This is a genomic window from Photobacterium sp. J15 (assembly GCF_963870815.1).
In the GTDB taxonomy this organism is placed as follows: domain Bacteria; phylum Pseudomonadota; class Gammaproteobacteria; order Enterobacterales; family Vibrionaceae; genus Photobacterium; species Photobacterium marinum.
This window is the reverse complement of record NZ_CAWMUI010000002.1, coordinates 1,050,024-1,063,299: the sequence shown is the minus strand read 5'-3', so window position 1 is coordinate 1,063,299 and position 13,276 is coordinate 1,050,024. Positions and strand designations below refer to the sequence as shown.

The window sequence follows — 13,276 nt, the reverse complement described above, 5'->3', positions numbered from 1 at the left end:
GCCAGATGAGTGTAACACAGACTCATCTGGCCTATTTTAGGGAATTCGGTTTTTACTGGCTTACGACAACCTGGTTTCGCCCCCAGTTTTTGGCTCTTTGCAGTGCACTGTCTGCTTTTGAATAATCAATGCTGAATTCCTGATATTCGACAGGTGTTAAGCCAATACTGATGGTAACAGTAACAGTTTGGCCGTTTTCCAGTTCCAGTGAGCAGCTGGCGATATCGTCCTTTAGTCGGGTTGCCATCTCTTCAGCTTGGGTGATAGATGTGTTTGGCAGAAGCAGGCAAAATTCTTCACTGCTTAGACGGGCGATATGATCTGTTTGACGAATTTTTTCACGCAGCAGATTGGACACCATCATCAGGACCTTATCACCGGCTTGCAGGCCGTAGCGATCATTGATGTTTTTCAGGTTGTCGATATCCAGTAACAGCATTGAAAAATCACGTAAGTAACGTTGGCAGCGAGCAGCTTCATTTTGATAGATATTCTCAATACCATGACGATTTTTAAGTCCGGTTAAAAAATCAGTGGTCGCTGTTTTGCGCACCTTTGATATTGCCTCATTGCGATGACGGGCCAGTAAGTGCGCCATGATGAAAATCATGGTGTAAGAACTGATATTTTGCAGCACTTCAGTTAACTGCTGCTCCTTACTTGATATCTCTCCGATGCTCAGAAAAATGTAGATAAGACCAAAAGCCAGACTGTATGACAGGGCATGTTTATATCTGAGAGAAAAGAAACAAAGCAGTGGAATAGTAAGTGCAATGGTATTGCTGACCATATGGGTATTGTCACTGTAAAATCCATAGCAACACACTGCGGTTGAGAAGCCAATAAAAATCCAGATTAAAATGTATGGATTGCCATTGCGCAGATTCATAAGTGATAGCAGGTAGGAGAGTACTGCACCGGTTAAAGCCGCGATGGTGAAAACGGAGGAAACATCCGCAACATAATAGGTAAATGCGCAAAGTAAACAAATTGCGCCTGTTACAGGAAACAATATTGCAAGTTGTTTCTTCAGTATTTGCTCACGCTTTTCATAGTATGCGTAGTTGGTTGATTTTAATTGTTCGCTTTTGATTACAGTCGTCATAGCCAGACTTCACATCCTTGTAGAAACTTAGCCATATTGCGCAACGTGATGCACTACACAGCTAGGATAATTCGTCTGGCTATATCTGTCTAATTTTTTCTGTAAATTATGAAACTGATTGGTTACTAAATGAATGAACTTAACAATTTAGTTACGAGTTTAGGTTGCTCATTGGTTACACCATGACCGGTTTCTGGTATCACAACTAATGCTGTATTTAGATATTTGCTCAGTCTTAAACCATTTTGAAGCGGGAAAATCTGATCACTGTCGCCCCAAACAAGCATGCTGGGTGGGAGTTCACTCACAGGGTAATTATTGATTCGAGTTCGGTCATTAATCAGGCTAGTGATTAGCTGTTGTTTTTCTTCTCGCCACGGCTCGAAATAGTTCTGGTAGATTTGGTCAGCAATGAAGTCCGGCATTTGCTTTTTCTTATAGAAGACGTGATCAAATAATCGTCTTACTTCATCACTGTTTTGAGGAACGAATAGCTGTTCCGGTTTATCAACTTCGGCTCTTTCACATAGCAGCCCTACATCTTGATCGTTAAACAAGGGACCGGGACTGGCAATGATGACTGACTTTTCGATTCGCTCTGGCGTCGTCATCATGTTGTAAGTTACAAAACCACCGTATGAAATACCGGCAACACTGACTTTATTAATATTTAGTGAATCCAGAATCTGCCAGACTGCGTCGGTTTGAGTTTCCAGGTTAGGCGTACCTTTACTGTAAGAATCTCCGAACCAGGCCAGATCGGGTGCTATGACCATGTAATCTTTGTTAAGGCTGAGCATTTCATTCTTCCAAGTTGAAATTGCAGTGCCGCCAAAACCGTGAAGTAAGAGCAGAGGTTTGCCGTTGCCACCAACCCAGAACTTCATTACACCGCCATCCTTAAGGGGGAGGAAATGTTCGGTATAACCCGCTTCCTGAAGTGTGTTTTTATCTTGCTCGGCTTTCCAGCCAACCAGTTCACATCCGGTTAAAGTAATAAAGAAGAACAGCAGGATTATCCCGCGATAGAGTTTAGATATGAGATCAGCATTCATTATTAAATTCCGTTCTGCTAAATGAATAGTAAATTGTACAGTGTTTTAAAGGTTTCTTGTATTGCTGGCTCTATTTTTGCAGTGAATTAAGCAAGAAACGATATTTTGAGAAAATCACGTATTTTATGAAGTAGTATGATTATGTATCACTTGTTTGTGCAACAATAGATATTGCAATTTGGATTGCGAATGATAATGGGAGGCAGAATGCGTGTGTTAGTAACAGGCGGCCTTGGTTACATAGGTAGTCATACTTGCGTTCAGATGATTGAAGCGGGTATGACACCAATCATCGTCGATAACTTGTATAACAGTAAGACAACTGTACTGGCTCGAATCGAGAAGCTTACCGGAGTATTACCTCTTTTTTATCAGGGAGATATATGTGACCGTGATTTCTTGGATAATGTATTTCATCTGAATGATATTGATGCAGTGATTCATTTTGCAGGTCTTAAGGCAGTTAACGAATCTGTTGATGCACCTTTAGAATATTATAAAAATAATGTACACGGCACTTTAGTTCTTGTTGAGGCTATGCAAGCTGCCAGTGTGAATACCATGGTTTTCAGTTCATCTGCCACGGTTTATGGTGAACCTGCTACTACTCCTGTTACTGAAGAATTTCCGACAAAAGCAATCAATCCTTATGGGCGTAGTAAACTGATGGTTGAAGAGTGTTTGGTTGATATTCAGAAAGCGCATCCTGAGATGAGCATTACTTTGCTTCGTTACTTTAATCCTGTTGGTGCTCATCCGTCTGGTGAAATGGGTGAAGATCCGCAAGGTATCCCAAATAACCTGATGCCGTTCATTTCTCAGGTTGCAGTAGGGCGTCGTGAGTATTTGTCTGTGTTCGGTAATGATTACCCGACAGTTGATGGTACAGGCGTACGTGATTATATCCACGTGCTTGACCTAGCAGACGGCCACTTGGCTGCATTGAATCATAAGGGTAAAGAAGCCGGTCTTCATATTTACAACCTGGGTACAGGTAACGGCTTCAGCGTGCTGCAGATGGTAGAAGCCTTCTCTAAATCTTCCGGTGTTGAAGTAGCTTATCAGATCGCACCACGTCGCCCGGGTGATATCGCTGAGTGTTGGGCAGATCCAGGCAAAGCAAAACGTGAGCTTCACTGGGAAGCAACACGTACGATTGATGACATGACGACAGATACCTGGCGTTGGCAGTCAAATAACCCGAATGGTTATCCTGACGCTTAATGCTCAGAATCTCTTACAAAAAGGTCACTCACTGAGTGACCTTTTTCTTTTGAATGCTCTTGGTGTTTTCATTCCTGAAAGCCGAATCAAGTATAAAACGCCTGTGATTTATTATGAGCTCTTAAGGGCAAGTAAGGTACGTCGACTTTGGTGAAAAGGCGTTAAGCCTCGAAATCAATTAAAATGTACCATGTGGGTATGCTTATTCAGTTAAATCATGCTCTTTCAACCATTCAGCCCATGATGACGTGATTTTAAGCTTTCTTGAGTAATATAAAACTTCCAAACTCAAACCTAAACCTGAGAGAAAGCCAAAAAGTAACGACATATACAAATTGTTGATACTTGGTTCTTGTGAGCGCCATACGATTAACCACATAACACCGCCCCAGAATGCAGTTCCTAAAAACAACTCCTTAAAAAACAATTTCAGTGGTGATTCAAATAAGCAAGGTTTTTTGTTCGATTTTAAAAGCCAGTGCCATAGAAAAGGATAAGGTTTCACTACCGTTCTGCTCGCACCTTTTTGACGCAAATAAACTTCTATATACTCTCTTTTATGCATTGTTAATTATATTTAATTTAATAATAATCAAGATAACCACATCAGATTTGCACCAAATGTGATGTCCGGCTCACACACTCATCTAGTCGATGAAAAGTAAGATTTCAAGAGCCGTAAAGTATGTCACCTCAGAACTAATTCCCCTTAAACACCACAGCCAAAAGATAGCCAATAGCCAATCAAAGGGGGAGCTGGAGGGGGGCTAACACCGGAGCGCACTAAAACAAAACCCAACCGAACTACCAATTAACTTTGCCCCTGTTGCATATTTATTAGCGAACCCTGCAGCAGGTACACAAAAGCAAATATCAAAGTAGATAAAGCCAAACACCATCACTACGCTTTAAACGATTCCATGCAACAAAAGCATGAAAGCCGAAGGCGTTGTGTAGGCTGTACTCGTCTGTCAGAGTTAACCGTTATAAGGAATTGAATCATGGTTAGGTTGGCAACATTCAACGCAGAGAACTTGTTTGCACGCTATAACTTCAAACGGCATCAAGATCCGGTCAACAGCGATTGCTTCACCATCAATCAAACCGCATACGACATAAATAACGATGATGAAAAAAGAATCACCGCAAAAGCAATAAAGGAAGTCGATGCCGACATTCTCGCTCTGCAGGAAATTGAAAACCTCAGAGTATTGGATACATTCGTATCAGAATATCTTCAAGATATGGGCTACAAATACCGCATCCTGGTAGATGCTCTTGATCCGCGTAGCATTGATGTTGCCCTGATCTCGAAATACCCCATTATCCATATCAGAACCTGGCGCAGCGAACGCAACGCCGCCAACACCGCATTTCTGTTCTCACGCGATTGCCTCGAAGTTGATATCGATGTTAACGGCAAATCATTAACTGTCTACGTAAACCACTTCAAATCTATGGCTGGAGGACGGGATAAGACCTACGCCCGCCGCAAAGAACAGGCCGATAAGGTCATGAGCATCGTCGAAAAACGCTGGGCGGATAATCAATATCAGGGTAATTATGCCGTTGTCGGTGATTTGAACGACTATCTTGAAGATCACAGCTCACTTATTGAATTAGTCAGCTATCAGGGGCTGGAAAACATCAGTGAAAGGCTACCGGAAGAAGAACGCTGGACGCATCACTGGGCAAGAGGAAAAGAATATCGCCAGTTAGACTATATCCTCCTGTCGCCACAACTAGCAGAAAATAATGCCAACAGCCTACCGCAAGTAATGCGAAAAGGTCTCCCGTCCCGGGCCGAAAAATACCAGGGGCCGCGTTTTGACTATATTGGCGACAACAGGCCAAAAGCCTCCGATCACTGTCCTTTGTATATAGACATAGAGCTTAGCTGATACAGCTTCAAATGAAGAGGGCAGCAGTCACAAGCTGCTCTCTTTGTCGGTTATTAAATAATGAATAAAGTATTTAATGTAAACAAAGCAAAGCTTTCCGCCGTCAACTACGCAACAATATGCTTGAGCCGGAAAGGCGTCTTTGGGCCAGAATCTGCAGCAAGCAACTGGGTGTTAAATTTCGTCTCCAGCATGGTATTGCTCGGAAATAAAACTGATTATCGAGCTGGATGGTGACAGCCAAGTTTCAGAAAATGCTGCCAACAAAGACGCAGAAAGAACCGCTTTCATGAACTCATTGGGTATTCAGGTCCTACGTTTCACCAATCTACAAGTAATGACAGACCCCGAAGCCGTCGTGCAAGAAATTATGAAAGTCATTAACCCAAATCCTCAAATCACTCCCCCTTAACCCCACAGCAAAAAGATCACCAAAGCCAGTCTAAGGGGAGTCGGAGGGGAATCCACCAGATGAATGCCTAAAGTGCTTTGCCATAGATTTAGAACCGTCAACGGCTGGCAAATTATCCCACCTTTACTTCAATCAACCACCCTAACGTTAATCTCTTTTATTCTATCAAGAAGGCGTAATGCATAGGGAACCAATCGTTTATCACCAATTTGGCTATATTCAGACAAAGTAGTGATAAGTTCAGATCTCAATGCAATCAGAGAATCTTTCTGGTTACCATCTATATCAGTAAAAAGCACTCCTTGAAGTTGGGCTAGCCAACGTTCGAATGATTCAGGGTAATCAGATAATACTGAAAGGGCGATATCTGTATGCGTAATTAAAGCTTGAGCAAGTAATGGTGAGATTTCACCACTTGTAGCACCGTCTCTTTTGTACCAAATTTCACCTAACGTGTTTAAAATCGGTATTACCGCTTTTTTGTCCTCCGTTAATATTGTGCGTTCTATGCTGTGATAATTACTTAGAAACCAATCAAGGTTCATTTGGTTCTTCGGTGTTGTCGCAGAAGCGGATGCAGAAAGCAGAAGAATAAATGTTAGTACAAGCCTGTGGAACATCGTGTTAGTCCTCAAGCTGGTTAGTGATCGTTATTTGAATAGATTTTTTTCCTTGTATTTCAGCTTTTATTTCATTGAATGCCGTTCGGCTATTTCCCACATGGTATTGTTTATCATTTATAGCCCCCCAAGTTTTCCCAGGCATTAAGCATCCTTCAGTATCGTCATGGTAATTGCCACTATGAATGAGAATTTTCGTTCTGCCGGGTACATTCTTAAGTTCATATACATTTTTATATTTATCCGAATTATAGAGTAATACATTATATGTACCGGCTTTAATTCGCTTGTCAGAACCCTCAATTATAGAATCAGGCCCGCCAGGTTCTAGTACATACCAACTTTTGTTAACCCCTTCAATGGTCAGCTTACCAAGGGTTGTTTCGCCAAATTGTTTGATTCGTTTTACATGTATTATTGCTTTGCTACTTTTGATATCCATGAGTAATAGCCCCTTAAATTATACATTTAGGTGCTTATAAAGCATGGTTGCTGTTAATCAGCAAATCTTTTGTAGATAGCTTCGATGCTTGCCTTAGAAAATGATCGTTAGTAGGTGACTCGTTGCATCTTCTTTCGCTGAGCTTCTCATTTACCGCTGATAATCTCAGGGAGAAAAAGTCGACATGAACGAAAGGGCGCGCCGTAAAATTCTCCCCCTTAACCCCACAGCAAAAAGATCACCAAAGCCAATCACCGAGCAGACTGCAATAGAACTTCCTTACTGGTTGTTGGCCAATACGCTCAATCCGTCCGAACTGGCCACGTTAAAGGAATATAGCTGCTTTATTGGTTGGTTTGCTGGGCGACCAACGGGCGATACCCTGGGTGCAGACCTTTACTACAACCACTTCGACCGTTGGCTATACAGCCACCGGGGGAACTTTGTACTTTGTTCATCACTGCTGGAGCCAGTCAGCTGAACAGATACACAGTTGAAACCGATTGGTAGTGTGGTTTAGCCGAACAGGAGCTACCAATGATTTGCCAGTTAGGGATGAGCTAATCGTGATTATGCGCATGACAGTGATAACGCCGAAGTTAAACGCGGCATCCTTGATACGATTCCGGCAGTTCATAATGCAATGATGCCGATTATTTCAATCGATGGTGATGCTCTGGAAGCCGAGTTTGCTGCCGGTGAACGGGTTCGCCTTCGTGGCCTGACGGTAACATCGAGAGGGATAGTTTAAGATTCTACGCAGTTAAGTGGCCATTAATACAGAACCGCATGAAATGAAAAACTTTTTCAATCTATGCGGTTCTGTTTATCAAGGTTCGCGGGGCGCTACATAGCCGTTACCGTATAGTCGACCTATAAGGCTTGATGATAAAGAAAATTACCAAACTGACAACCGCGCCAAGGGTATCGGCAAGCATGTCTTGTTGGGCATCCCAGACATCACCTTGCGAACCAAGGAATTCAATTCCGGCTTCACCGCCAGCAAGAACTGCGTACCACCATTCAATGATTTCATAACCGGCAGCAATCGCCATAATGGCACATAAGCCGAACAGAGCAGCAATAAATGGTTTGCAGTGCTCTCTGCGAGTCAGGAATTCTGCAATCGGGTAGGCGTAAAATCCAATAGAAAAATGAGCAAAACGGTCAAAGTGATTTCGGTCGGAACCAATCAGATCGCTGAACCAGTCAAACGGTACATTGGCAAATGTGTAGTGTGCGCCAATGGTGTGGAGAATGAGCCAGCATGACATAAAGACGTAGGCGCTGTTTGAGAACTGAAAGCGTTTGAAAGTCACAACCAAGGGAATAAAGATTAGAAGAATCGGAACGATTTCTGCCAGCCAGACTTCAGGCAAGCTCGGATTGATGCCAGACCAGATGATGGTTGTTGAGACAAGAGTTGCCAATATGAGCGGGATTTTTATGCTTTGAGCGGGTGTTTGCATCATTTTTCTCTTAACTGCTTGAAAGGAATTGCCGGGTTCTTATACAGCTGTTGAGCTAATCACTATCTTATTCTGTAATAACGGATAATTCATATTTAAAGTAGGTGTTAGCCTTAATAATTGTGATATAATCCGCCGCTAACAATTTTCACCCTAGTGTGAGTTATATCACGTAGGGTAGGGCTGTAACATTTTCTCTGCCTGTGTAGCGGGCAATTTATCGGAGCATCGTTTTGCATTTTAAAGATCTTGGATTAGACCAGCGCCTTATTAAGAAACTGAATCACCTGGCGTTCGATAAACCAACTGAAATTCAACAGACTGCTATTCCTGTTGCCATTCTTGGCAAGGATTTGTTGGCCTCGTCGAAGACTGGCTCCGGTAAGACTCTTGCCTTCCTGCTTCCGGCAATGCAGCGTATGTATCGTTGTAAGCCGTTTACTCGCCGTGATCCTCGTGTACTGATTCTGACACCGACTCGTGAGCTGGCTAAGCAGGTGTTTGCTCAGCTGCGCACACTGATTGCGGGTACGCCTTATGATGGCGCACTGGTTGTTGGTGGTGAAAACTTTAATGATCAGGTTAAAGCGTTCCGTAAAGATCCGATGTTTGTAGTAGCAACTCCTGGTCGTCTTGCTGACCACCTAGAACATCGCAGCACACACCTTGATGGTCTTGAAATGCTGATTCTGGATGAAGCTGACCGTATGCTGGATCTGGGCTTTGAAGCACAGCTTCGTCGTATTCACGAAGCAGCAAATCACCGTCGCCGTCAGACACTGATGTTCTCGGCGACACTGGATCACACAGATGTGGCAAGTATTGCTTCAGATATGCTGAATGCGCCGAAGCGTATTTCAATTGGTCATTCAGCTGAGCAGCATACAGATATCACCCAGCGTTTTATGCTGTGTGACCATCTTGATCATAAACAGGCTCTGCTGGATAAGATTCTGGAAACCGAAGACTATGATCAGCTGATCATCTTTACAGCAACGCGTGCGGATACTGAGCGTCTGACTAAAGAGCTGAATGAGCGCAAGCTGAAGGCAGTGGCACTGAGCGGTGATCTGAACCAGACTCAGCGTAACAGCATCATGAGTCAGTTTGAGCGTGACTGTCATAAGATTCTGGTAACAACTGATGTTGCTTCCCGTGGTCTTGATATCAGTAAGGTTTCTCACGTAATCAACTTCGACATGCCAAAACATGCAGAAGAATATGTACACCGTGTTGGTCGTACTGGTCGTGCCGGTAACAAAGGTGATGCAATTTCATTGGTAGGTCCTAAGGACTGGAAGAGTTTTAAGAATGTTGAAGCTTTCCTGCAGCAGAAGATTACCTTCACAACAATCGAAGGGTTGGAAGGCAAATTCAAGGGCTTAAAACCAGCGCCTAAGAAGAAGTTCCACAAGAAGCCGACTAGCAAGAAACCGACAGCGAAGAAAGCTTTACCATCTGCGAGTAAGCCTAAGAAGAAAATGGATAAGCGTTTTTACGACAATATGGCTGTGGGTGATAACGTATTTATTCCAAAGAAAAAGAAACCGGCAAATCCGGCTTCTGAAGACTAATACTGCGCTATACGCTTGGTTTTAAATAGAAATGCCAGTCTGATGACTGGCATTTTTTATGGTTGTTATTAAATGGTTTTAATCATTGCTTTGCTCAAGGTGACGAACCATTTCCTTTATGAAACGTGCCGCTTCTCCGCCGGTACAAGCTCGATGGTCAAAGGTCATAGAAAGAGGAAGCGTCTTGATTGCCACAGCTTGGTTATTACGAAGCACCACTTTTTCCATTACCCGACCGGAGCCGACAATGGCGACTTGTGGTGAGGTGACAACAGGTGTAGCGAAGATCCCAGCGATAGCCCCGAAGTTAGTCAGTGTAATGGTTGCGTGTTGAAGTTGTTCCCTGGCAATTTTTCGGTTGCGGATTTCCGTAGTGGTTTCGTCCAGCCATTTTCTTATCTGGGCACTTGTCTGGCTTTCGGCATTACGTAAAACAGGCACGTACAGGCCATGACGACTATCAACAGCAATGCCGATATTGACGTTACCATGCAGGCAGCGAGTCATAGCTTCGGCATCGAACCATGCGTTGATTGCCGGCTCCTTTTTGCAGGCAGAGACAATGGCTAGGATTAAACGGCTGGTGATATCTTCATTGTCACGCCAGTGTTCAAGCATTGCCTCTTCGGTTATTGTGACTGAAGCCACGTTATGATGGGATTCGGTCATGGAATTAACCATGGTTCGGCGTGCACCTTTGAGTACCTCTGTGCCGGGCCGCTGCTGATCTCCGGCTTGGTAGATGTCAGTATCAACAATGATCCCGTCAGGGCCGCTTCCTTCGACCGTTTTAAGATCAACGCCCAGCTTTTGTGCCAGTCGGCGCGCAGAAGGTAGGGCTTTCAGTGAGTCTGATGGCTTGGGGCTTCGGGGTTGTCCAATCCAGAATTCATCAACATTCACTTCCTGAGTTTGCTGTGAAACATTACCGACGACAGTTGCAGCATCCGCTTGCACTTCTGTTGTTACTTGTTGAGCTGATGCTTCTGTTTCATCGATTTCCAGCAGCAGGCTACCAATGCCGATAACATCACCTTCGTTGCCGTAACGCCGGACAATTTTCCCTGCATACGGCGCCGGAACTTCGACGGTTGCTTTGGCGGTTTCAACAGTCAATACCACCTGATCAACTGTTACGCTGTCACCTACATCAACATGCCACTCAATGATTTCTGACTCAGCTAGCCCTTCACCCAAATCCGGCAGAGAAAATGATTTCATTTCCACCCCTCCATCAGCTCTCTGGCTGCTGCGATGATGTCGTATTCCTGAATCATAAAATAGTCTTCATTGCGGTAATACGGCATTACAGTGTCCATTCCGGTAACTCGCTTGGGTGGTGCTTTCAGCAAGCACATGGCATGTTCTGCGGTACGTGCCAGAATCTCCGCGCCGATACCGCAAGTCTGGCTGGCTTCATGAACAACCAGCAGTCGACCGGTTTTTTCAAGGGAGTGGAAGATGGTCGCCATATCCAGCGGATTAACTGTAGCCGCATCAATAACTTCAAGCTCAATACCTTGCCTGGAAAGATCGTTTGATGCTTTCAGGCATTCAACGACACAAGCGCCCCAGGTTACCAGTGTGATGTCACGGCCCTTTCGGAGCGTGAAGCAAGTGTCTAATGGTAATGCTTTGCCGTTGTCTTCAACTTCGGATTTAACTGTACGATAGATCCGTTTGGGTTCGAAAAACATGACGGGGTCATTGCTGCGAATTGCACCAAGTAATAAACCGTAAGCGCGTTGTGGCGATGAAGGGATGACGACTTTTAAGCCCGGAATATGAGCGAATAGCGCCTCGACACTTTCTGAATGGTGTTCCGGCGCATGAATCCCGCCACCGAAAGGAGCTCGGAAGACCGCAGGGCAGGTGAGGCGTCCTCTGGTGCGATTACGCATTCGTGCAGCGTGGCAGGCCAAGTGTTCCATAGCGGGGAACACAAATCCCTGGAACTGGAATTCTGCAACAGGTCTCAGCCCCTGGCTTGCCATGCCGACTGTGACACCACCGATTAGCGCCTCGGCTAATGGAGTATCAATAACTCGTTTACATCCATGTTTTTCCTTCAGGCCGACAGTAGCCCTGAATACTCCGCCGTTATCACCGACGTCTTCGCCGAGAACGATGACACTCGGGTCGTGTGACATTTCATGATGCAATGCGAGGTTTACCGCTTCGACCAGTGTTAATTCAGCCATGACGACCTCCTTCTTTTCGCATTGCTTTATTGATGATGAAGTCACGTTGTCGGCAGAGGTCTGCATCCGGTGTTTCGTAGAGATAGTCGAATGATGATTCTGGCGGTTGTGGAACGAGGGCCTGGTAATTTTCGACGGCTTTTTCAACTGTATCCCGGCAATGGTTTTGCCATTGTTCTTCGTTGGATTCACTCCACCAGCCTTGGTTAAGCAGAAACAATTTCAGTCGTTTGATCGGTTCAAACTGCCAGGCCTGCTGTAACTCATCTTCACTGCGATAGCGGCTGGCATCATCAGCAGTAGTATGGTCACCAAGACGGTAGCTGATGGCTTCAATTAAAGTTGCACCTTTACCTTTACGCGCCTTGTCCAGGCTTTTGATTACGATGTCGTACATGGCGACAACATCGTTACCGTCTACGGTGATACCTTCGATTCCGGCACCCTTGGCTTTGTCTGATAGTCGTTCAGCTCCACACTGAATAGATCGTGGGACTGAGATAGCCCATTGATTGTTGTTAATGATAAATACCAGCGGAATGTTCCAGACTCCGGCACAGTTCAATGATTCCAGGAAATCCCCTTTAGACGTTGCACCGTCTCCGAGGGTGACCAGAGCGGCATGGTGTCCACCTTGAATCTTTAGTGCAGCCGCAACCCCGACAGCGTGGGTACATTGGGTTGAGATCGGGACGCAAAAGGGCAGGTCACGACAATGACTTTCGTTGAAGGCAAAGTCGCTGCCTCGTTCATCTCCCCCCCAGTATTGAAGGTTTTTCTCCATTGGAATTCCGCGGGCCCACATGGCTGGCATGTCCCGGTAATAGGGGATAAACACATCGTCAGGACGAAGTGCTTTACCAATTGCTATGCCAAAACCTTCGGAACCCACATGAGAGGGATAGGTGCCCAGTTTCCCGGTGCGTTGTAGCGCAACTGCTTTACTATCGTAAATTCGGGTTAGTACCATATCGCGATAGAAATCGGTTAGGGTAGGTTGGTCGGCCCATTCAGGGAGTTGATCGACGGGATTACCGTTATGGTCAATAAATCGATGCATCGGTAAGGCCTGAACATTCATCTCAAGCTCCTTCTGTTGCTGCCTCAAAAGAGGCGGACAGCAAATAAATCGATGGCTATACCGTAAAAAATGACAAAGCACGAAGGGCTTATTAGCGGCATATACCTGTAACCCTCGGTATAACCAGATAATGTTAAGTGTAACTATTTTGTTAAAAGCTGCCTCTGGAAGTGACGGTTTGAACAGTAAAGA

The 13,276-nt window shown here is 44.7% G+C and carries 13 protein-coding genes and 1 pseudogene; 5 read left to right on the top strand and 9 right to left on the bottom strand.

From position 1 onward, the window contains the following. Positions 1–52: 52 nt before the first annotated feature. Positions 53–1,105, bottom strand: a complete 1,053-nt coding sequence (locus tag AACQ93_RS21740; RefSeq protein WP_064608802.1) for a GGDEF domain-containing protein — start codon at positions 1,103–1,105, stop codon at positions 53–55. 125 nt (positions 1,106–1,230) lie between these two features. Next, the gene (locus AACQ93_RS21735) at positions 1,231–2,160 is read right to left on the bottom strand and encodes an alpha/beta fold hydrolase (RefSeq protein WP_198160222.1); all 930 of its coding nucleotides are present in this window, start codon (positions 2,158–2,160) and stop codon (positions 1,231–1,233) included. Between the two features lie 207 nt (positions 2,161–2,367). Here AACQ93_RS21735 and galE point away from each other — a divergent pair, with 207 nt between their 5' ends. Next, positions 2,368–3,384, top strand: a complete 1,017-nt coding sequence (galE, locus tag AACQ93_RS21730; RefSeq protein ID WP_064608800.1) for a UDP-glucose 4-epimerase GalE — start codon at positions 2,368–2,370, stop codon at positions 3,382–3,384. A 202-nt stretch (positions 3,385–3,586) separates the two neighbouring features. Here the strand turns inward: galE and AACQ93_RS21725 are convergent, their stop codons facing one another. Beyond that, complete coding sequence (locus tag AACQ93_RS21725; protein ID WP_157097626.1) at positions 3,587–3,919, bottom strand: DUF6404 family protein; 333 nt, start codon at positions 3,917–3,919, stop codon at positions 3,587–3,589. Between the two features lie 466 nt (positions 3,920–4,385). Here AACQ93_RS21725 and AACQ93_RS21720 point away from each other — a divergent pair, with 466 nt between their 5' ends. Both AACQ93_RS21720 and AACQ93_RS21715 read left to right on the top strand, forming a co-directional pair. After that, positions 4,386–5,285: an endonuclease/exonuclease/phosphatase family protein gene (locus AACQ93_RS21720; protein ID WP_064608798.1), complete on the top strand. Its 900-nt coding sequence runs from the start codon at positions 4,386–4,388 to the stop codon at positions 5,283–5,285. Between the two features lie 95 nt (positions 5,286–5,380). Next, positions 5,381–5,697: pseudogene (locus AACQ93_RS21715) on the top strand (endonuclease domain-containing protein); the annotation flags it as partial. Between the two features lie 128 nt (positions 5,698–5,825). On the opposite strand, the gene AACQ93_RS21710 reads toward AACQ93_RS21715, so the two are convergent. Both AACQ93_RS21710 and AACQ93_RS21705 read right to left on the bottom strand, forming a co-directional pair. Beyond that, positions 5,826–6,317: a hypothetical protein gene (locus tag AACQ93_RS21710; protein WP_064608794.1), complete on the bottom strand. Its 492-nt coding sequence runs from the start codon at positions 6,315–6,317 to the stop codon at positions 5,826–5,828. A gap of 4 nt (positions 6,318–6,321) precedes the next feature. Then, the gene (locus tag AACQ93_RS21705; RefSeq protein WP_064608792.1) at positions 6,322–6,759 is read right to left on the bottom strand and encodes a DUF5675 family protein; all 438 of its coding nucleotides are present in this window, start codon (positions 6,757–6,759) and stop codon (positions 6,322–6,324) included. A gap of 184 nt (positions 6,760–6,943) precedes the next feature. Here AACQ93_RS21705 and AACQ93_RS21700 point away from each other — a divergent pair, with 184 nt between their 5' ends. Then, entirely contained in the window at positions 6,944–7,240 is a 297-nt protein-coding gene (locus AACQ93_RS21700; protein WP_064608789.1) for a hypothetical protein, read from the top strand. Positions 7,241–7,616: 376 nt separating this feature from the next. On the opposite strand, the gene AACQ93_RS21695 is transcribed toward AACQ93_RS21700, so the two are convergent. Further along, a complete protein-coding gene (locus AACQ93_RS21695; protein WP_198160280.1) occupies positions 7,617–8,228 on the bottom strand; it encodes a DUF2238 domain-containing protein in 612 nt (203 codons plus the stop codon). A gap of 233 nt (positions 8,229–8,461) precedes the next feature. On the opposite strand from AACQ93_RS21695, the gene AACQ93_RS21690 reads away from it, so the two are divergent. Then, positions 8,462–9,802, top strand: a complete 1,341-nt coding sequence (locus AACQ93_RS21690; RefSeq protein WP_064608785.1) for a DEAD/DEAH box helicase — start codon at positions 8,462–8,464, stop codon at positions 9,800–9,802. 78 nt (positions 9,803–9,880) lie between these two features. On the opposite strand, the gene AACQ93_RS21685 is transcribed toward AACQ93_RS21690, so the two are convergent. From AACQ93_RS21685 to pdhA, 3 genes are read right to left on the bottom strand one after another with little or no spacing between them, the layout of a single operon-like run. Continuing rightward, positions 9,881–11,023 carry a dihydrolipoamide acetyltransferase family protein gene (locus AACQ93_RS21685; protein ID WP_064608783.1) on the bottom strand — a complete coding sequence of 381 codons (1,143 nt, stop codon included), beginning with the start codon at positions 11,021–11,023 and terminating at the stop codon, positions 9,881–9,883. After that, positions 11,020–12,003 carry an alpha-ketoacid dehydrogenase subunit beta gene (locus tag AACQ93_RS21680; protein WP_064608781.1) on the bottom strand — a complete coding sequence of 328 codons (984 nt, stop codon included), beginning with the start codon at positions 12,001–12,003 and terminating at the stop codon, positions 11,020–11,022. Before AACQ93_RS21680 ends, AACQ93_RS21685 begins: the two co-directional genes overlap by 4 nt. Beyond that, positions 11,996–13,084 (bottom strand): pyruvate dehydrogenase (acetyl-transferring) E1 component subunit alpha, encoded by a 1,089-nt coding sequence (gene pdhA, locus AACQ93_RS21675; protein WP_064608779.1) that lies wholly within the window; start codon positions 13,082–13,084, stop codon positions 11,996–11,998. The genes AACQ93_RS21680 and pdhA overlap by 8 nt, the downstream gene beginning before the upstream one ends. Positions 13,085–13,276: the final 192 nt, after the last annotated feature.

What these genes read in the sequence shown, in the direction of transcription:
- AACQ93_RS21740 (WP_064608802.1), bottom strand. Translation starts at nt 1,105, where the DNA reads ATGACGACTGTAATCAAAAGCGAACAATTAAAATCAACCAACTACGCA.
- AACQ93_RS21735 (WP_198160222.1), bottom strand. Translation starts at nt 2,160, where the DNA reads ATGAATGCTGATCTCATATCTAAACTCTATCGCGGGATAATCCTGCTG.
- galE (WP_064608800.1), top strand. Translation starts at nt 2,368, where the DNA reads ATGCGTGTGTTAGTAACAGGCGGCCTTGGTTACATAGGTAGTCATACT.
- AACQ93_RS21720 (WP_064608798.1), top strand. Translation starts at nt 4,386, where the DNA reads ATGGTTAGGTTGGCAACATTCAACGCAGAGAACTTGTTTGCACGCTAT.
- AACQ93_RS21710 (WP_064608794.1), bottom strand. Translation starts at nt 6,317, where the DNA reads ATGTTCCACAGGCTTGTACTAACATTTATTCTTCTGCTTTCTGCATCC.
- AACQ93_RS21705 (WP_064608792.1), bottom strand. Translation starts at nt 6,759, where the DNA reads ATGGATATCAAAAGTAGCAAAGCAATAATACATGTAAAACGAATCAAA.
- AACQ93_RS21700 (WP_064608789.1), top strand. Translation starts at nt 6,944, where the DNA reads ATGAACGAAAGGGCGCGCCGTAAAATTCTCCCCCTTAACCCCACAGCA.
- AACQ93_RS21695 (WP_198160280.1), bottom strand. Translation starts at nt 8,228, where the DNA reads ATGCAAACACCCGCTCAAAGCATAAAAATCCCGCTCATATTGGCAACT.
- AACQ93_RS21685 (WP_064608783.1), bottom strand. Translation starts at nt 11,023, where the DNA reads ATGAAATCATTTTCTCTGCCGGATTTGGGTGAAGGGCTAGCTGAGTCA.
- AACQ93_RS21680 (WP_064608781.1), bottom strand. Translation starts at nt 12,003, where the DNA reads ATGGCTGAATTAACACTGGTCGAAGCGGTAAACCTCGCATTGCATCAT.
- pdhA (WP_064608779.1), bottom strand. Translation starts at nt 13,084, where the DNA reads ATGAATGTTCAGGCCTTACCGATGCATCGATTTATTGACCATAACGGT.